General features: G+C 34.2%; 20 protein-coding genes and 1 pseudogene. 10 read left to right on the top strand and 11 right to left on the bottom strand.

What is annotated here, in order from left to right:
• The first annotated feature begins 78 nt into the window (after positions 1–78).
• Positions 79–1,056: an LCP family protein gene (locus tag AC3WJF_RS09760; protein ID WP_492451601.1), complete on the top strand. Its 978-nt coding sequence runs from the start codon at positions 79–81 to the stop codon at positions 1,054–1,056.
• A 521-nt stretch (positions 1,057–1,577) separates the two neighbouring features.
• Here AC3WJF_RS09760 and AC3WJF_RS09755 read toward each other — a convergent pair.
• The 4 genes from AC3WJF_RS09755 to AC3WJF_RS09740 all read right to left on the bottom strand — a co-directional run bounded on the left by AC3WJF_RS09755 (position 1,578) and on the right by AC3WJF_RS09740 (position 3,577).
• Positions 1,578–2,039 carry a GNAT family N-acetyltransferase gene (locus AC3WJF_RS09755; RefSeq protein WP_492451599.1) on the bottom strand — a complete coding sequence of 154 codons (462 nt, stop codon included), beginning with the start codon at positions 2,037–2,039 and terminating at the stop codon, positions 1,578–1,580.
• On the bottom strand, positions 2,040–2,660 hold the full coding sequence (locus tag AC3WJF_RS09750) for a LysE/ArgO family amino acid transporter (RefSeq protein WP_492451597.1): 621 nt from the start codon (positions 2,658–2,660) through the stop codon (positions 2,040–2,042).
• 103 nt (positions 2,661–2,763) lie between these two features.
• Positions 2,764–3,117, bottom strand: a complete 354-nt coding sequence (locus tag AC3WJF_RS09745) for a hypothetical protein (RefSeq protein ID WP_492451595.1) — start codon at positions 3,115–3,117, stop codon at positions 2,764–2,766.
• A 13-nt stretch (positions 3,118–3,130) separates the two neighbouring features.
• Positions 3,131–3,577 (bottom strand): hypothetical protein, encoded by a 447-nt coding sequence (locus tag AC3WJF_RS09740; RefSeq protein WP_492451593.1) that lies wholly within the window; start codon positions 3,575–3,577, stop codon positions 3,131–3,133.
• Positions 3,578–3,919: 342 nt separating this feature from the next.
• Between AC3WJF_RS09740 and AC3WJF_RS09735 the strand changes: the two genes are divergently transcribed.
• A complete protein-coding gene (locus AC3WJF_RS09735; RefSeq protein WP_492451592.1) occupies positions 3,920–4,444 on the top strand; it encodes a GNAT family N-acetyltransferase in 525 nt (174 codons plus the stop codon).
• A 224-nt stretch (positions 4,445–4,668) separates the two neighbouring features.
• Here the strand turns inward: AC3WJF_RS09735 and AC3WJF_RS09730 are convergent, their stop codons facing one another.
• On the bottom strand, positions 4,669–5,310 hold the full coding sequence (locus AC3WJF_RS09730) for an aspartyl-phosphate phosphatase Spo0E family protein (RefSeq protein ID WP_492451590.1): 642 nt from the start codon (positions 5,308–5,310) through the stop codon (positions 4,669–4,671).
• A gap of 311 nt (positions 5,311–5,621) precedes the next feature.
• A complete protein-coding gene (locus AC3WJF_RS09725; RefSeq protein ID WP_492451588.1) occupies positions 5,622–6,500 on the bottom strand; it encodes a LysR family transcriptional regulator in 879 nt (292 codons plus the stop codon).
• Positions 6,501–6,610: 110 nt separating this feature from the next.
• Here AC3WJF_RS09725 and AC3WJF_RS09720 point away from each other — a divergent pair, with 110 nt between their 5' ends.
• The 4 genes and pseudogenes from AC3WJF_RS09720 (at position 6,611) to AC3WJF_RS09705 (ending at position 11,263) form a co-directional block, all read left to right on the top strand.
• Complete coding sequence (locus AC3WJF_RS09720) at positions 6,611–7,711, top strand: citrate/2-methylcitrate synthase (protein WP_492451587.1); 1,101 nt, start codon at positions 6,611–6,613, stop codon at positions 7,709–7,711.
• A gap of 225 nt (positions 7,712–7,936) precedes the next feature.
• On the top strand, positions 7,937–8,671 hold the full coding sequence (locus tag AC3WJF_RS09715; RefSeq protein WP_492451585.1) for a M15 family metallopeptidase: 735 nt from the start codon (positions 7,937–7,939) through the stop codon (positions 8,669–8,671).
• Between the two features lie 715 nt (positions 8,672–9,386).
• Positions 9,387–9,965: a DUF2087 domain-containing protein gene (locus AC3WJF_RS09710; RefSeq protein ID WP_492451584.1), complete on the top strand. Its 579-nt coding sequence runs from the start codon at positions 9,387–9,389 to the stop codon at positions 9,963–9,965.
• 65 nt (positions 9,966–10,030) lie between these two features.
• A pseudogene (locus tag AC3WJF_RS09705) lies at positions 10,031–11,263 on the top strand (MFS transporter).
• Positions 11,264–11,291: 28 nt separating this feature from the next.
• Here the strand turns inward: AC3WJF_RS09705 and AC3WJF_RS09700 are convergent.
• The 3 genes from AC3WJF_RS09700 to AC3WJF_RS09690 form a co-directional block, all read right to left on the bottom strand.
• Positions 11,292–12,068, bottom strand: coding sequence for a nucleotidyltransferase domain-containing protein (locus AC3WJF_RS09700; RefSeq protein ID WP_492451582.1), 777 nt, complete (start codon positions 12,066–12,068; stop codon positions 11,292–11,294).
• Between the two features lie 12 nt (positions 12,069–12,080).
• Positions 12,081–12,617: a short-chain dehydrogenase gene (locus AC3WJF_RS09695; RefSeq protein ID WP_492451580.1), complete on the bottom strand. Its 537-nt coding sequence runs from the start codon at positions 12,615–12,617 to the stop codon at positions 12,081–12,083.
• A 97-nt stretch (positions 12,618–12,714) separates the two neighbouring features.
• Positions 12,715–13,119 carry a helix-turn-helix domain-containing protein gene (locus tag AC3WJF_RS09690; protein ID WP_492451578.1) on the bottom strand — a complete coding sequence of 135 codons (405 nt, stop codon included), beginning with the start codon at positions 13,117–13,119 and terminating at the stop codon, positions 12,715–12,717.
• A 194-nt stretch (positions 13,120–13,313) separates the two neighbouring features.
• On the opposite strand from AC3WJF_RS09690, the gene AC3WJF_RS09685 reads away from it, so the two are divergent.
• Both AC3WJF_RS09685 and AC3WJF_RS09680 read left to right on the top strand, forming a co-directional pair.
• Entirely contained in the window at positions 13,314–13,766 is a 453-nt protein-coding gene (locus AC3WJF_RS09685; RefSeq protein ID WP_492451577.1) for a hypothetical protein, read from the top strand.
• A gap of 292 nt (positions 13,767–14,058) precedes the next feature.
• Entirely contained in the window at positions 14,059–14,184 is a 126-nt protein-coding gene (locus tag AC3WJF_RS09680) for a hypothetical protein (protein WP_492451575.1), read from the top strand.
• A 1,449-nt stretch (positions 14,185–15,633) separates the two neighbouring features.
• Here AC3WJF_RS09680 and AC3WJF_RS09675 read toward each other — a convergent pair.
• Both AC3WJF_RS09675 and AC3WJF_RS09670 read right to left on the bottom strand, forming a co-directional pair.
• Positions 15,634–15,975: a hypothetical protein gene (locus AC3WJF_RS09675; RefSeq protein ID WP_492451573.1), complete on the bottom strand. Its 342-nt coding sequence runs from the start codon at positions 15,973–15,975 to the stop codon at positions 15,634–15,636.
• Positions 15,941–16,492, bottom strand: coding sequence for a helix-turn-helix domain-containing protein (locus tag AC3WJF_RS09670; RefSeq protein WP_492451571.1), 552 nt, complete (start codon positions 16,490–16,492; stop codon positions 15,941–15,943). The genes AC3WJF_RS09675 and AC3WJF_RS09670 overlap by 35 nt, the downstream gene beginning before the upstream one ends.
• Before the next feature lie 177 nt (positions 16,493–16,669).
• On the opposite strand from AC3WJF_RS09670, the gene AC3WJF_RS09665 reads away from it, so the two are divergent.
• Positions 16,670–16,906, top strand: coding sequence for a hypothetical protein (locus AC3WJF_RS09665; protein ID WP_492451569.1), 237 nt, complete (start codon positions 16,670–16,672; stop codon positions 16,904–16,906).
• Between the two features lie 21 nt (positions 16,907–16,927).
• Positions 16,928–17,140 (top strand): hypothetical protein, encoded by a 213-nt coding sequence (locus AC3WJF_RS09660; protein ID WP_492451567.1) that lies wholly within the window; start codon positions 16,928–16,930, stop codon positions 17,138–17,140.
• Positions 17,141–17,892 lie beyond the last annotated feature (752 nt).

Here is a 17,892-nt window from a genome sequence, read left to right as displayed (position 1 = left end):
AATTTTTCATTAATAATAAAAAGGTCACCAAAAAATTATAGGTATTCAAATTTCTATTATAAAAAGTTGAGGGATACTATGGTTACAAGACTTGATAATAAAACAAGAAGAAAAAAAAGAAGACGCAGAATTCTTCTATTACTTATATTTGTGATAATTATTGCGACAGCGGGGTGTGCCGCTTTTCAATATTATTCAGGTTTAAAACAAGCTGGTAATACAGGAATAAAAAAGGAAAAAATCGAATTCAATGGTAAAAAAGATATTAATGGAAAGGTAAACTTTCTATTACTTGGAATTGATCAACGAGGGAAGGAAAAATCCCGTACAGATACAATGATGGTTGCTCAATATGATCCAAAAAATAAAAGTGTAAAGCTTATTTCTTTAATGAGGGATATGTTCGTTGAGATTCCAGGTTATAAAAATTATAAGCTGAATACAGCATTCTTTTTAGGTGGTCCGGAATTACTGAGACAAACGATTAAACAAAACTTTGGACTTGACGTACAATACTATGTAATGGTTAATTTTAAAGGATTTGAAAAAATTGTTGATGCATTAGCACCGGATGGAATTGAAATAAATGTCAAACAGGAAATGTCAAAAAATATCGGTGTTACATTACATCCTGGTCTACAGAAGCTACATGGAAAAGAGTTATTAGGCTATGCTAGATTTAGACATGATGCCCTAGGTGACTTTGGTCGTGTAGCACGCCAACAAGAAGTTATGCAAGCTTTAAAGGATGAGGTTTTGAGCGTAAATGGAATTACAAAGGCGCCTAAGCTATTAGGAACAATTCAACCATTTATTCAGACGAATTTGGACACTAGTGATGCTATTGCATTAGCAAGTGAGTTTTTACTAAAACGTCCGAAAAATATTGAAACTCTTACCGTCCCTGTACAAGGTGCTTACCAAAATGGATATGTCTCTTATGATGGGGCTGTCTTGGAAATTGATAAAGAGAAAAACCAGCAAGCGATTAAGGACTTTTTAAATGGTGATAGCAGTACAGCTGATAGCAGTAAAGCCAGTAGCTCAAATCCTTAAACAAAAAGTTAGTCAATTTCTTGGTCAATATTTGCTATATAGATAAATAACGGTAGAAAGTAAAGAAATGGCGTGTGTCAATTGACCACGCCATTTCTTATGATTAAATACACGAATTGTTAAGCTCCAGCCAATTGTACTTGACACAATTGTGAGGGTTATTCACCACCACAAGCCAGAATCTCCTTCCAAAATAGCTCGTTTATGTTCGAAAAGAGTTTGAATTAAAAAATGATCAACTTCCGTATAACATACACATTATTTGCGTGTTTCCTTATTGGAGGAACGTCCTATCCTATTTATACGAAGAAAAAAGCAGAAAGATCTGTCCTGATGAATCAGGTTAAGGATTTTTCTGCTTCTTATTTCAATATATATCCTAGAGAAACTAAATCTTAGAGACAAACACACTAGAATAAGATAGACTTCACTACCACTTGTGATACTAGGGGCTAAGAGATTTCACGACATCCTGAGTCAGTCTTCTTTAAGAAGACTTTGGTTTTGAGGAGAAGAACTCCTTATTTACTCAACTTTTCAAAACATGAAATATAGATATTTGGAGATATTTCTTGTTTAGTCGTTTCATAGAATCCAAGCTTCCTATATAGGTTTTTAGCGGGGGTATTTCTTTCTCCTGTTGATACTTCGAATTTTTTCAGATGCTTATATTTGTCAAAAATAAATTGTACCAACTGCTTGCCAATTCCTTGGCGAAAGTAGGATGGGTGAACCACCAGTCTGCATATTTGCAGATGCTGGTCCTCTTTCTCGACCTCAATCGAAATTGCACCGACTAGTTTTCCTTCTTTCCAGTACCCATAAAATGTCTCGGAACTTCTCATTAATGAATCGATCGTATCATGAAGAGGGGGAATGTCATAAAAGTCCATTAAGTTTGCTTCGATTTCATAAGAAGGTAGTTGCACCTGCAGGACCTGCTCCGCTATTTTATCATTCTGGATATTTAATAATTGGATCAATTAACCCACTTCCTTTAATAATTCAATTCCCATATAAATAGCAACTCCCCAGATAATAAGAGCGGAGAGTTTATTTAAAATAGTTAGTGTTCTTCCGGTTTGGTCCAGTTTTCTCAGTAGCTTTCCTGCAACCGCTAGGCCAGAGAACCATATCCATGAGACGATAATGGTTGCAACGGTAAAAGCCCACTTATCGAGTCCGTGATAATTAAGAGAATTTGTCCCAATGACACCAATCGTATCAAGTATAGCATGGGGATTTAGCAACGAAACAGATGCGGCATAGGCAATTTGTTGCTTTACGGAAAAACGTACTTGCTTATTTTGTTCAACGGTGGCTTGGCTTTTCCAGATAACCCAGCCCATATATAAAAGAAACAAAAATCCGATGGCGAAAATAATCATTTTTAGCCATTCAAATGTCAGAACAACCACGGATATACCTAAAACAGCGGCACTAATTAAAACGGTGTCACATAAGGAAGCGGTAAGAATAACGGGTATCGTTCTAATTAATGTAGGCTGACTTGCCCCTTGATTAAAAACAAATACGTTTTGTACACCTAAAGGTAATATAAGGCCAAAGGCAAGAAGAACCCCATGTATTATTGCTTCAGTCATTATTATTTCCTCCAGTTATACCTTGCAGAACAATTAATATCTAAACCAAACCTTGTTAGCCGCGTAACTTTTTCATCACTTTTCCAATGCATCGAAATAGAGATTAAATAAAACCATTGTTCTTAAACACCTTAAAACCAGCTGCGGTCAATTCCTCTAACTCCTGAAAAAGAGTTTCATCGATCTTTTTAAAGTTAAAGCACGATTTTCCCTGCATTCTCTTTTTAAGTTCAGGTGTCATTTGATTTAGAAGAGAAGGGCAAACATAAACTGGAAACAGATAAAAACTCACATAGTTTTTCTTAATATGTACAGCACCGAAGAAGCCTTCTTCATTTTTTTTCATTGGATTGGTTCGTGTATTTAAATAATATGCAGCATCTGCATCTTGATTAACAATCAGCTGGTCTTCATATTTAGTTAAAATTTCTTTTAATCTTTGAAACGTTTCGCGCATAATAACCTCCTTGTTAAATGGTTTTCAAATCATTTAACAATAATTTTCGATCCGCTTCTTTTTCTATATGTTCACTTGCATCAAGAGCAAGCTTTTTATAATGATTTACTTCTTCCTTATTCCCAGCAACCATATGCGCACGAGCTAGTGCCTCATAAGCAAATGCAAGATCGAAATCCCCAATTTGGTTTTCTAGACATATATCTAAATTTCTACCTGCATGATAAAGTGCAGGCTCTGGTCGCTCAAGGGTAGAATACACCCTGGATATTTGCCACTCACCTCTTGAAAAGTTAACAGGTTCACCGACTACTCCCCAATGAAAACGTGAAGTATGTGCCATATGTATCATTGTGTCATCTTCCATTTTGGTACGATTCGTCTTTTCAAGTAAATCCCATGTTTGATTGAAACTATCAATAGCTAATTTTTTATGTATGTCTTTCGTAATAACAGTCATGAATAAAGTCTTCCCTTCAGTTTGATACTATATAATTTCTCTACAAAGTCTTAATTCTCCTTGTTAAGGCAAGATATTAAATCCGAGACTTGTTGCCACAGTTCATAAAAACTACTTTGGCACCTTCCATACTGTTCTTTATTCATCGAGTGATCTCAAACTAATGATCGGTATTGGCAGTACAAATAGTCCATATACTTTTTCCTTCAAAGATTAGTTAAACGGCTTCTTATCTTTACCCGATGCACTTTGTGGAACTAGAATCCACAACTAATTTTCTATATTCTTCCGTATATCTATATGTTAAACTAGATTCAATTTATCCATTTGGGGGTCTAGGATATGGAAAATGAAGTAATACTAATCAAGCCAACTGTTAAATTAAAAAATGAATATCTATCTTTCTATCAAGAATGGAAAGTAAGCGGCGAAAATATGGTGCCATGGGTTATCAGTAAGGATCCTAGTGATTTTGAAGGAATGGTTCAATCCTTATTAGAGGCGGAAAAGGGAGAAAATCTTCCTGCTAATTGGGTGCCGGATTCTACCTATTGGCTTATCGATAAAAATGATAAAGTCATAGGGGCTGTAAATATTCGCCATGGCTTAACAGAGAAACTGTTTAATACCGGTGGTCATATTGGGTACGGTATCCGTCCAACTGAAAGAAGAAAAGGATATGCAACGAAACTGCTGGCATTGTCTCTTGAAAAGGTGAAGGAACTTGGAATTTCTAAAGTTCTAGTGACATGTGATGAACAAAATATTGGTTCCGCTAAGACAATCTTAAACAATGGCGGATTGGAAGATACTAGTTTCGTTGAAGAGGATGGGAATGTTGTAAGGAGGTTTTGGATACATCTATAAAGTATTTATAGAGAAAATTCTATGCTTTATTGGTAGTGAGTTTACGGAACATTCAGGTGGTGTATTATTCATCTATTCTATTCGATGCATTCAGATAAGCGGATTTTAATGAGGGGTTAGAAAATAAGCAGGAATTAACCATTTTGCGTATAAATGTGACAACTTTTGAAATGTAATGACAGCTGGGTATCCCAACACTTTTAAGATCCCAGCTTTGCTTGATCTTATCCAACAATTTTAAATTGTCCTCCATTATCTTGGTCCAGTACCTTCACTTTTAATGAGTGGTTGAATTTTTTCGCTAGGCCTTGAATAATGCCGTAATTAAAGGCTGATGAGTAATCAGGTGTATAGCAGAAAAGGACGGTTTCGTTCTTAATGTCCATAAAAGGTAAATATTCCCCAATATAATCGGGACTTTTGTGATTCAAATTGAAAATGAAATTCAAAAGTTTTAATGCTTGGTGGAAGCTTTGCACTTCTTTTGGGAAAATACAGTTTAATGGTACATATTCTCCGATGTATTCAACTATTTCTGTACCATAACGATCGTTCATCGCATGTAATAAGGTATGAGCGAAATGAAAATTAATCCATTCAGTACCCCTTAATATTTGGTCATTTATTTCAAATGGAAGATCGAGTTTCTCCTTCGAAGCAATGTCTATAATATTTTGTAAGGAATTTGCATGAACCTTTATTTGATTTGAATTCATACTTGCAGGAGTCCCGGACACTCTTGTATGGTAAATCATAAATCTTTCTAGTTCTTGGCTAACTTTTAGGGTTTCCTCTGATGTCAATCCGGCAAGACCAATGGTTTCATAAAGCTGTTTTCTTTTGAATTCAATGATATCCTTGATCATCTATATCTACCTTCTGTTCTCTATCATATTTATTAAAAGTTAAGAAAGTATAAGTATTTTAATTATATCAGTTATTTAACGAGTTCAATCTATGTCTAACGCAGGTAGCGGTTAGTGGGTTTCTACTTCTCTGCCTAAGAGTAAGGGGATTAGGTGAATTTGGATTACAAATTTCACTAGCTCGTATACTATCTCGCTGTGTTTTTCGTTAGTCTCGTCAAAGACTACTAGATCCGTACGCTAGAGCTGTAGCACCTACTTTTTTCCTATTATACTGTAAAATCAATCTTTTGAACATTTAAATTGGAAAACTAGAATCGGAATTGACTTAAGAATTCAAGAAATTGAATTTCTTTAGGATGTTCATACTTTAAAATTGCATATGTTTTAGAATTAGGCAAATTGATAAAAGGACATGGTGCCTCCAGTAATCTACCTTCTAATAGCTCCCGGCGCACAGTGGAGGATGGTAAAAAGGAAATGCCCAATCCTTCAATAATAAAACGCTTCGTTACATTAACCTGCGAAACGGCCATTGTACGAATTGCTGGGACAACAGCACGAACGGAATGCAGTAATTGATCCCAATATTCAGGATGGTTGTGAGTAATTAAGTAGTTTTTTTGCAGCAAATCCTCGGCATCCAATGGTGGGGCGGTTTCACTATCTTTTCCGTCATGAGGAACAATCAAAATAACTGGATCATCGTATAACGGCCGGCAAATCAAATCAGAATTCTTTATATGTTGGTTGGAAAGTCCTAAATCAACTTCTCCATTTAAAACAGCATCAGCAATAAATTCGGAATCAACTACTTGTACATTAATTTCAATTTCCTGGTGCAAGGTCATATAGCGTTTTAAAACAAATGGCATAATCGTATCTGCTATCAGTGGGGAAATAGCCAATGTAAGCTTTTGGTTAAAGCCTTGTCGAAATCGATTCAAATCGGACATTCCTGTTTCGTAAACTCCTAATAGTTTCTCCGCATGAGGTAAAAATCTTCTTCCGTCCTCTGTTATAGTCACCTTTCTTCCATCCCGCTGAAATAAAGTACTACCAATTTCCTCTTCTAAAAGCTTAATTTGAACGGTTACAGTAGGCTGCGATATAAAGAGCTCATCCGCCGTTTTACGAAAGTTTTCATATTTTGCGGCAGTAATAAACGTGCGTATCCATTTTAAGTCCATTCTTACACCTCCTGATTAGTATGTTTAATTGAATTAATATAAAATATTTAATTTTTTTTATCAATTATAGCACGTATACTAAATTCAAAGCGATAAAGGAGGAAATGAAAATGGTTCAACACGGATTAAAAGGGGTTGTAGCTGCAGAAACAGCGATTAGTTATATTAATGGAGAAAAGGGGCATTTAGTGTATCGTGGATATGAAGCAAAAGATATCGCAATCCATCACACTTTTGTTGAAGCTGCCTATCTGCTTTTGTATGGGAAATTACCATCACCTGAAGAAGCAGATGAATTAGACCAACAGTTGAAAAAACATAGTGAGTTGCCTTCCAATATGGAAACAATTATGAAGCAGCTACCAGCAAATATGGAATTAATGGGAGTTTTACGAACCGTCATTTCTGCAATGGGGGATACAAGCTATAGATGGAAGCCAACTATTGATCAAGCCATCAAGGTAACGGCAATTATGCCGACGATTATTGCTTATTGGAAACGAAAAAAGGATGGAAGAGAACCAATTAGACCAAACCGGGAATTTGGTCATGTTGAAAATTATTTATACATGCTGACAGGAGAAAAACCATCGGATGTTCATGTGAAAACATTGGAAACTTACATGGTGTTAACATTAGAGCATGGCATGAATGCATCGACTTTTGCGGCAAGAGTTACTGTTTCCACTGAATCAGATATGATTTCCGCTATTACATCCGCTATTGGAACAATGAAAGGACCGTTACATGGTGGTGCGCCGACAGATGTTACTAAAATGTTGAATGAAATCGGCAAAAAAGAAAATGCGGAAAACTGGCTTCGCAACAAATTGGAAAAAGGAGAACGCATTATGGGGTTTGGGCATCGTGTCTACAAAACAAAAGATCCGCGAGCCATTGCATTAAGAGAAAAGGCATTTGAGCTTGGCAAAAATGATCCATGGCTAGCCTTAGCTTTACATGTAGAAAAAACAGCCATTCAGTTGTTGGCGGAATATAAACCTGGCAGAGGATTATATACGAATGTCGAATTTTTTGCTGCAGCGGTTATGCGTTCTATTGATATGGATGACGAACTCTTTACACCAACCTTTACCGCAAGTCGAGTAGTTGGCTGGAGTGCACATATTTTGGAACAAGCAGAACATAATGTGCTCTTTAGACCAGAATCCCAATACATTGGAAAGCTTCCTGAATTACGAGAAATATAAACTGCGAAAGAGTCTGTTCATATTAGTGAACAGACTCTAATTCTATTGTGGTATAAATAGTTAATATATTTTTCTTTTCTCTATTATTATTATATTCCTTGAAAGTAGATGGCGGATGCTTGCCTTTATATTAATGAATTAGTTATTTTGTCGAAAGGTATCTATATTTAGGTGTAACTTTTTCAACCATTATTGCGTCTTTAAATATGAGAAGGGGGTAATGGAATGAAAAGGTTTATTATCGTATTAATTAGTGGTGTTTTATTTGTAATAGGTTGTAGTGTTACCTCAAAGGCTGTCCAAAACCCTAAAAAGCAAAATGAAAGAACACTTATCGTCAAACAAATATCTTTAAATTCAAAGACTGTACATACTGTTGCAAATCCAACGTCTACCACCGTTATGGTCAATAAAACAAATTCTTTACCAAAAACTTATCGTCCAAAGGGCTTGGTTCGTCCAAAGGTGAAATTTTCATTTGGAAATCAAAAGCTAGAAAAAGCATTAATGAGAAAAACAGCGGCATTGGCACTTGAGAAAATGTTCAAAGCAGCCTCTGCTCAAAAAGTGACGCTTTATGGGGCTTCGGGTTTTCGTTCATATAAAACACAGGCTGCTTTGTTTAAGAAAGAAGTCCAGCAATACGGTCGCAAAAAAGCTGAACTGGCTGTAGCTTTGCCGGGGAAAAGTGAACATCAAACAGGCCTCGCGATGGACATAACAGCGAAAAGCGTACAATATCATACAGTTGAAAAATTTGCTGAAACAAAAGAAGGGATATGGGTCGCTAAACATGCTCATGAATATGGTTTCATTTTGCGCTATCCAAAAGGAAAAGAAAAAATAACAAAGTATGAATTTGAACCATGGCATTTCCGTTATGTTGGCGTAAAAATAGCGACCACCATTTATAAAAAACATATCACATTAGAAGAATACTATGGAATGAAAGGTATCTAGCCTATTAAAGGCTGATCCGTAAAGGAGATTTAAAAAAGTCTCTTTTACGGGTCAGCGTTTAGAAACAAAGGCAATAAATGCCTTGTAACTAGACACAGACTACCCCAAACATCCTAATCAAATCATGATGAAGGCCCTGCCTAGAAGGTGGGGCTTTTATCATTGAATTTGGAATGATTGTAACCAGATTTCCATCAGCATGGAACGAACTGGTAACTGTAGAGCAAGAATTGTTCCCGTTTACCAATGGCAGAGTCTGCAACGGTAACGATAGTGTGAGAATTGTTCCCGTATTCCATCGGCAGAGTTAGCAACAGGAACAATAGTGTGAGAAATGTTCCCGTTTACCAATTGCAGAGTCTGCAACGGTAACGATAGTGCGAGAAATGTTCCCGTATTCCATCGGCAGAGTTAGCAACAGGAACAATAGTGTGAGAAATGTTCCCGTTTACCATGGCAGAGTCTGCAACGGTAACGATAGTGCGAGAAATGTTCCCGTATTCCATTGACAGAGTTAGCAACAGGAACAATAGTGCGAGAATTGTTCCCATATTCGTTCGAAACAGTCAGTATCGGTCACAATAGAACAAGAATTGTTTCGTTCATTTGCCGCATGCTGAAAATTTTTTAATAATCCCTCAAATAATCTATTGATTTTTCAAATCAATTTGATTAATATCTAATTAGATAATTGTAAAAGTAGGTGTGTTTTCGAATGCAATTAAACAAAATTGTTGAATTTCATAAGGCTTTAGGAGACCTTACGCGAATTCGGATTATTGCTCTGCTTCAGCAAGGCCCGTTGCATGGTCAGGCGATTGCCGGAAAGTTGGGACTTAAACCTCCGACGATCACGCATCATATAGCGAAGTTGCGTGAGGTCGGATTAATTAAAGAACGAAGAGATAAAAATACCATCTATTTTTCCTTAAACACCAAAATTTTGGAAACAAGTGCAAAGGCTATTTTAATGGTTGGAACAGGAGGGGGATCCAATATGGAAATGTCTGTGACAGAAGAAGAACGTGGCGCTATACTCAATAATTTCTTTACAAAGGATGGAAAGCTGAAAAATTATCCAGCACAGCGGAAGAAAAAGCTGGTTGTCCTTGCCCACATGGCAAAAGGGCTAGAGTTTGGAAAGGTTTATCCGGAAAAGGAAATCAACGAATATTTAAAACAGTTTCATGAAGATTATGCAACATTGAGGCGCGAGTTAATTATGTGCCAATATATGTACAGGGAGAATAATCAATATGAGCTAAATCCTGTGGAATTATGGTGGTTAAATTAATAAAGGTGTCACTGGGCACCTTTATTTTTTTAAATAACTAATTAGATATATATGAAATTAGATAAATGTCAAAGGAGGTGAGAAGTTTGGGAATAACAATAATAAAAGAAGAGAAACAATATCGTCGATTATTTTTGGCTGGGGTTGTCAATGGTATCGGGGACCGTTTTAGTTCGGTTGCTATTCTGGCAATGCTTCTGCATATTACCGGTTCGGGTATGGCGGTAGGGGTGACCTTAGCCATTCGTATGATACCATCCCTATTTTTTGGACCAATAGGTGGATGGCTTTCGGATCGGTTCTCACGAAAAACGATTTTGGTAGTAACAGATCTTATTAGAATAGTATTCGCCCTTTCCTTTCTAATGGTGAATGGCAAAGAGGACCTTTGAATTGTCTATGTTGGCTCTTTTGTATTAGCGGCAGGGGAAGCAATCTATGCTCCAGCTAGGAAATCATCTATTCCGCGTCTCGTGAAGAAAAATCATCTGGTCAAAGTAAATAGTTTGGAGCAAGTGATGGTCGGTGTTGTATTAATAGGAGGAGCCTTTTCAGGAGGAATTGTTTCAACGATTTTTGGAGCGAATGTCACCTTTTGGTTTAATGCAGTATCCTTTTTGATGGCTGCTATCATTATTTCAACCATATCTTTTCCTGAAAAAAATGCGAAAAGGAATTTCGATGAAGTAATAAAAGGAAACCCTTTCTCTACCTTTAAAAAGGTTGTGCTCATGTCTGCACCGATTCAGCTTCTTCTTTTTTGTGAAATAATGGTGGCTTCAATGAATGGGATAGATAATGTTCTAATAAGTGTGTATGCAGTAAAAGAATATCATCTCGGCGATGTAGGGGTTGGCCTATTTTATGGGGCGTTGGGGATAGGGTTGATGCTAAGTTTTTCCGTCGCAAACCGACTTCGTAAAAATTACCTTTTAGCTGGGCTGCTATGTTTAATGATGGAAGGTACTTTTCTCTTGTTATTAAGCAGAACTCATTTAATCGCGTTAGCCTTTCTTGTGTTTTGCGGAGTTGCATTTATGTCCGGGATTGGCAATGCCTGCTTTGATACCATCCTTATGCGGGAGATACCTGAAGAGCATCAAGGAACAATGTTTGGTTTGTTGGCAACGATCAGTAACACTTTATTAGGTATTTCTATGTTTCTTTCTGGATTTGCCCTACAATACCTGGCACCAAGGTCGTTGGGAATGTACGGAGGTATTTCCTATATGCTGGTATCTGCATTTTTGCTGGTTATTATTTCTACTAAGGGCTATAGGAAAAAAGGTACCGTTTGAAAACATGGGGACGGTTCTTGTGTTTCATTCAAAATGAAACATAAGAACCGTCCCCGCGTTTCATTAATGTTTTTTGAAAAAATTGATTCAATTCATCGGTTATATCAATTTTTTTATTTTGAAGGGTGTTAGCATACCCATCTAAGTATAGTAATTCTTCTTCTATATATTCGTTTGTATGGAGTAATTCCGACCGGCTGATATATTCTTGTTTCGCTCGTTTCAGAAGGATTAAATGGTTTATTTCCTTTTTAATATTATTGTTTGTTACAATCGTCTCTGCTAAGCTCGGAAAATGTAGGGATGGAAAAGAATCATCAGCTTCCATCGCTTTACACGCAAGCAGTGGACGTAAAACGGTTAAATATTTTTTTACTTTAATCTTGTCTTTTTGGAAGAGGTTTTTTGCATTCCGCTTTGCCATATTGAGATAATGGAATAAGCAAGCTTTTGTAGAAAAAGCGCTGCTCGCAAGATGCATCATCTCTTCATAAAATGGCACATCTTTCATATATATGATGTTTGAATGCAGCCACTCTAATAAAGGTGGATTCGATTTTCTCAGCAAAAATAAAGCCTTGCGCAGATCCCAGCCAGATAAATCCACGAACTTTGTTATCGGTTGCTCAATGACATCACGTTTCTGATCTATCCCAAGATACCATTCAAGTGGATGTAAATAGATAAAACGGACATCATAATCGCTATTCTCGGATTCAAGCCCCCATGCACGGCTGCCTGCTTCACATGCAAACAGTACTTTCACTTGATATTTTTCTTCCAATTTTAAAAGCTGATCTTTCATTTTTCCCTCCGATTAAGGACGTTTTTCCCAAGGCTCTAATACGCCAATCACTTTAATAGGATTATCCTCTATTATTGCATGAACGACTCCAGTTGAAATTTCATGGTTGGTCAGCCAACGGGACCTGTTTCCTTCGAGGATAAAGCCAAGCTGTACTTGGTGGTAAAGACAATTTGCTGGAACTGCAGCATCCTCTTTTATCGCTTCTAAATTCGAGCTGCTTCCCAACACATGAAATAATCGAAATTCCTCATTAGCTTTTACAGCTTCCTCTAAAATAATCCTTAATGCATTTGTGGCAGAGGAGTGAATCCAAGCAACGATTAAATGAAATGAACCATGTTGTTGTATTGTATGTTGGATTTTTTCACGAAGTTCTTGATCGTCATGATAATCGACTGATAGAAAGCTAGAATTGGTGTGATCAGAAAAGCGCTCATATTTTGAGGGATCCCTTCCTATAATCGAAACAAAATATCCTTCCTTTTTCAGAAACAAGGTAACATCTGATAACATTCCAGTACCGCCAACTACAAGTGCATGCATCATTCGAAATACCCTCCTTTAATCTCTAATAATCCAATATTATATAAATCTAATAAAGAAATAAAAGAAAATCCAACAATATACAGGTACAGTTAGACACTCATTTTCGTATTTCTTCAATATTAATTATTGTTTGAAGATACTGTTCGATATATTGTTGACTTTTATCTGGAAGCAAGGTTAAACGTGTAAGTAGTTTTTGGAAATTTTGATGTTCAAAAAAGTATTTAAGTAAACGATGTGCCTCAGCATCCTCGAATCTTTCTCTAATTACCATTGGAGATGTATGGGAACTTTGGTCAATCCCATAAGTTAAATAAAGTAATGCTTCATTGGACAAATGAAAAGTATTTCGAAACTCAACCAACTCGGAAATAGTCAATTCCTTTTCACCATTCTCTATTTTAGAAATATCCGGCTGTTGTTTGTGTAATCTTGTGGCCATTTCATGTTGAGTTAAGTTTAGGCTCTCTCTTAATTCCTTAAAGCGCTTTTGAAAGGACATGGCTTCACCTGCTACTTTTAATTATAAAGATAGTGGTTTTTTGGGGAATAAACTTATATTCAAATGTGGAATACAAATTTGTATTCGAATTTAGAATATAGTGACCAATATATTAGAAAGTATTTTACCATATATAGTAATAATTGACTATATACTAGTTAAATAGTAATAATTTTACACGAAGGGAGAATGAAATGGAGGAACTAAATATTCGTTTTCAAGAAATTTTCTCACATGGTCATTTTATAAAAGGGGATTATTACTTAGTATGCAATGGTAGTAGACAAGCAAATCAGGGGGTTAAAATACAAACGTATTTTTCTTTAAACCATGCACTTCAATGTACCTCTCAACAAGACTCCGATCCGAAATCGATTATAAACATTACTCCACTACGGGAATGGACAACTCTAAAAATCACTGCATTTATAAAAGATAAATATATTAACCTGTATATGTATATTGATTTAAAGAAAAATAGTATTTCAATTGAAGTAAAAGAAGGGATGAATATAAATCTTTCAAATTCTAATATAGGCAAAATTATTTCTTGTTTTGGTATCAAACAGGGAAAAAAGGTGTTATATTTTATGAATTTATATCGAGTGAAAACAAGTCTTAAACACCCAAGTGGAAGTTTTGATTAATATGACTTATTCTTGAAATGCTAAAAGTGGATGCAAGGTAAGTGGCTATACTAGAACTTTCAAAGGACAAAGAGTGTGTAAATCCTTTTAAAAAAATCTGAATCTCCACTATATTATTTTCAACTGAACTATGAGGATCAACTAAAATAGGCAAATTTCGACTCGAAAAGATATCCAATTTATTTTTCCATCTATTTATTCCGACAACGTTCTATTTTTAGAGTGAGTATAATAGAACTACAAACCACTGAAACATCTGATGGATTATCACTTAGGTAGGGGTGTATAAGCCGTGAATAAAGAAGATGGTAACTTTTTTGCAGGAATGTTTTGGGCTGTATTATTAAGCATACCATTATGGCTATCTTTTTTTGGCTGGTTAAAAGTGATTACCTCCTTAGCGGATAAAATCCTATAAATTTGTTTTCAACATTTGACTGGCCAACCCTTTATAGATAGATTCATAATATCTTTAAGATTTAAACAGGTGAGTGGGGAATTTAACCTATTATGGCAAGGCAGCATCTATCCAGTGTACCTTTTTTGGGGAAAATAGTGTCGGCATCAGTTCCATCTGTAGGTACAAAAACAATAATAGTTTATGTTAGTAAAACAGGATAAGATGATTCATGGGATAGGAGAATATGCTTTGATATTCACAAAGATAAATCTATCACATATAAAAAATGGAGAGTGAAATAATTGATTTCTAGAGATGATAGTACTATTGTATCATCCCTAGTATTAGAATATGCTGAATAGGAAGTTGTAATTGTGAATTATTATTACTTCATTGTTCCAATTGTGATTATAATATACCTTTTACGCTATTTTTTGGATAATGATTATAAAAAGCTATTAAAATTTATTGTTGTAGCTATTATTAGAATTTTTAATGACTTTAACAATTCTATCAGCGGAAAAAACTGAAAGAGGTATAATAATAACGAATAAAATAAAAAGACTAAGTATATCAGCAGCAGGACTTAATGGAATAAGGATGTTAAAAATAAAATTTAGGATTTTAAAATATATGAAAAAAAACATTATTGTTATTAAAAAGAATACAAGTTTCCCACTAAAGTTGTGCATTATTTTCTCTCCTTAATTTTTGTTTATTAGGTATATTTCTATACAATGACAACAAACTCCTTTTGAATATATTAATATTTCAGTAAAATCGGCGATTTTTATTCTCTTTAACATAACATTTCATTGACGATATGATTATTAAGATCTCTTAATGATTGAAATTGACGGTAATCCTTGAAGTTTTGAATGTTGTTAATGAATTAAATTTCCATATTTTTCACCATTCTAACGACAAAAAGACACTGTCCCCGATAATCAATAAGGGAAACAATGTCTTAAAATGTTAGATAGAAACATCTTTTTAGTCTCTAATCTCACATGGGAATATACTAAAATGGTAATGTATATTAATAAAATTGAGTTCAAAAACTTCGACACGTTGAAGTTCTATTGCACGTTCATTCATTTGTCACTAATAGGTTTAGCATATTTCACCAATGGATTGTTTAATATAAAATTTTATCGTATTGTGCTAAATCATCACTCTTAGGGATAGTTGCCAGTAAAAAGAAAAATACGCTTAAAATGCAATATGAGCATTTCAGGCGCATTTTTAAATAGATATAAAAACTAATAGAAAAGGAACCCGGTAACATAGAAAAGGAGAAAAAAGTGACCGCCTTTTCCTGCCCTCCACTACTTCAAATATATCTATTCGTAACTCTCGAAATACAAAAATTAAAAACCTTTCACTGTCATGGGCCAATCCAAATAAATGATCCATTGCATGAGAAATCATTCTCACATCTTGCTCTTGACTTATCTTCATCATTTTTTAAATATTATTTAATTCATTTAATCTTTTTTGGGTTAAGTCAATAAGATCTTCATTTTTATATAATTTATATACAAGTAAGGCTTTATCAAAACTTTTTTTTGCTAAAACGTTTTGTTTTTTTATTTTAAGAATTAATCCTTTTTGAAAATAAAGATCTCCTAATGCGTACATTAAATCAAATTTAAAACAAGTTCTAATTCCTTTGTTACATATTTTTATAGCTTCTTCATAATTTTCTGTTAAACGAAGAATTCTAGAATAATTATAACAGGTTCTAATATATAGTTTTTCTATGTTTATTTTTTCATGCTGTGATAATTTTATAAAGTTCCTCTGCATCTTTGTATAATTTACAATCCATAAGGATATTAGCTTTACTAATCATAATTTCCAATTTTGCATTGCTGAAAAAGGGGGAATTACCCTCTAAATCAATAGCATAATCAATATACTTTATTGATTTATGTATATCATTTTTGTTATAAAAAACAGTAATTCCCTTATACCAGTAGTAGAATTGTTTTAATTGTTCGTTTTTGAAAAAAATCATTTGTTCATTTTTAAGAATATCTTCTACCAAAATGTAATCTCTCTTAGTAGTAGCTTCACGTATTAATTCCATCATTTCTTGTATGTATTTTTCATTTTCTTCAGTTTTTAATAAATAATTTGGATCGACTCCTAATCTATTCGCTAATTTATTTAAAACATAAGCAGAAGGAGAAGTTTGACCTTTTTCGATATGGCTTAAGTAAGGCTGCGTACATATACCTTCGCTTAAAGCGATTTGTGTAAGGTTTTGCTTTTTTCTTAAAAATTTAATTTTTTCGCCTAGTAATTGTAAAGTTTTTTCCATAGAATTTTCCTCATGATAAAAAAGAATTATAAAATATTACTATAATTATATTTTAATATAAAAAATCATACTTTATATCTAATTATTTTAAATCTCCCTTTTAAACAATCAAATATACCAAAAAAGAGGATTCTTAAAAAATGGTACATTTTATCTATCAAAAAAAGGGGGGATTTTATGAAAAAAACAAAAAGTATTATTGTTCTGTGTTTATTAACATTAGGACTATTTTTTATTAATAACAAAAATGATAGTCAAATTAATCATTATTCAGCACAGACAAGCTTATTACCTACTTCTATTTTAATGAGTGACGAAGATCCAGGGTCTTTGCATTATTCTGTAACTTTTGGAGTTTCGAATGAATCTAATTTTTATGCTTATTGCTATAAAACTGGATATCACAATTTCTGATAATGATATAGGGGAGATAACGTGAAAAATACTTCAATAGCACAACTTATTATTAATTTAATTTTAGCTGTTATCATTATATTTGCTCCGACTATAATTACTGGCCATGGATATAGCGAAGAAAGAACAATGGGAACATTACTTACTGCCGACTATATTATGAGAGTAGTATCTTTAATAATTGGATTATTAGTTATTAGTTTTACTATTAAAAGTTTTTCAAAAAAAGATTAATCTTAATCGTTGGTGGCGATTGGGGCTTTTTTCTTTATCACATAAAAAAGCTTTCTAGTTAATATAGCATTCAATCTAGGAAACTATTCACACAACAAACCCCTGCATTTGACCAAATTTGGCCGAATGCAGGGGTTTTTATGTGTGGGAAATAATAAATTGGTCAAATAAAGAAACAGGCGAATCTCTACTTTTCTTTGATTTTCTTTTGTTTACGGATTATGCTTTCAAGTTGAAAAATAGTAACTTGAACCCCTTATTAGATTATCTCATCATGACTCCGATTCAAAATCGACCATAATCATTACTTCACATCTGTTATAAAAAATAGTTGTAATAAATATGAAGCTGGGCACTTTGTCCAGTTTCTTTTTTTATGCAAATATATGTTGGCAGAACTACTTGAACTATCCTCTGTGAGGGATGAATAACAGCGCAGAGAAGTAGGTTAGCCACCAAGGGATCCATTAAAATTTAGTTAAAAGGAGTTAATATAAATAATTCCAGAAATAACAGCCAATGTAACAACAATAATAGTATAAGAATAATTCATTATGAATTTCATTATCATAAGACCTCCAACAAAATGAGTATTTTTCAAATACTAGAGTTATAAGAATGAGACTTTAATAGATTCTATGTACTCTTTGAAGAAAGTATTCCTATTGATTTGTAAAGGAAGGATACAAAAATGAAATATAATTGTAATGTCGAAAACGCTCAAATTGTCGAAGTTTGATGATATAATTGCT

This window comes from Heyndrickxia sp. FW510-T9 (genome assembly GCF_058781025.1).
The sequence above is the reverse complement of the archived record's forward strand: the minus strand, read 5'-3'. Positions and strand labels throughout refer to the sequence as shown.

Bases quoted from the DNA above. Each gene is read 5' to 3' on its own strand.
- AC3WJF_RS09740 (WP_492451593.1), bottom strand. From the start codon at position 3,577: ATGACTGTTATTACGAAAGACATACATAAAAAATTAGCTATTGATAGT.
- AC3WJF_RS09730 (WP_492451590.1), bottom strand. From the start codon at position 5,310: ATGATCAAGGATATCATTGAATTCAAAAGAAAACAGCTTTATGAAACC.
- AC3WJF_RS09725 (WP_492451588.1), bottom strand. From the start codon at position 6,500: ATGGACTTAAAATGGATACGCACGTTTATTACTGCCGCAAAATATGAA.
- AC3WJF_RS09745 (WP_492451595.1), bottom strand. From the start codon at position 3,117: ATGCGCGAAACGTTTCAAAGATTAAAAGAAATTTTAACTAAATATGAA.
- AC3WJF_RS09715 (WP_492451585.1), top strand. From the start codon at position 7,937: ATGAAAAGGTTTATTATCGTATTAATTAGTGGTGTTTTATTTGTAATA.
- AC3WJF_RS09690 (WP_492451578.1), bottom strand. From the start codon at position 13,119: ATGTCCTTTCAAAAGCGCTTTAAGGAATTAAGAGAGAGCCTAAACTTA.
- AC3WJF_RS09685 (WP_492451577.1), top strand. From the start codon at position 13,314: ATGGAGGAACTAAATATTCGTTTTCAAGAAATTTTCTCACATGGTCAT.
- AC3WJF_RS09670 (WP_492451571.1), bottom strand. From the start codon at position 16,492: ATGGAAAAAACTTTACAATTACTAGGCGAAAAAATTAAATTTTTAAGA.
- AC3WJF_RS09665 (WP_492451569.1), top strand. From the start codon at position 16,670: ATGAAAAAAACAAAAAGTATTATTGTTCTGTGTTTATTAACATTAGGA.
- AC3WJF_RS09720 (WP_492451587.1), top strand. From the start codon at position 6,611: ATGGTTCAACACGGATTAAAAGGGGTTGTAGCTGCAGAAACAGCGATT.
- AC3WJF_RS09760 (WP_492451601.1), top strand. From the start codon at position 79: ATGGTTACAAGACTTGATAATAAAACAAGAAGAAAAAAAAGAAGACGC.
- AC3WJF_RS09710 (WP_492451584.1), top strand. From the start codon at position 9,387: ATGCAATTAAACAAAATTGTTGAATTTCATAAGGCTTTAGGAGACCTT.
- AC3WJF_RS09675 (WP_492451573.1), bottom strand. From the start codon at position 15,975: ATGCAGAGGAACTTTATAAAATTATCACAGCATGAAAAAATAAACATA.
- AC3WJF_RS09695 (WP_492451580.1), bottom strand. From the start codon at position 12,617: ATGATGCATGCACTTGTAGTTGGCGGTACTGGAATGTTATCAGATGTT.
- AC3WJF_RS09750 (WP_492451597.1), bottom strand. From the start codon at position 2,660: ATGACTGAAGCAATAATACATGGGGTTCTTCTTGCCTTTGGCCTTATA.
- AC3WJF_RS09700 (WP_492451582.1), bottom strand. From the start codon at position 12,068: ATGAAAGATCAGCTTTTAAAATTGGAAGAAAAATATCAAGTGAAAGTA.
- AC3WJF_RS09735 (WP_492451592.1), top strand. From the start codon at position 3,920: ATGGAAAATGAAGTAATACTAATCAAGCCAACTGTTAAATTAAAAAAT.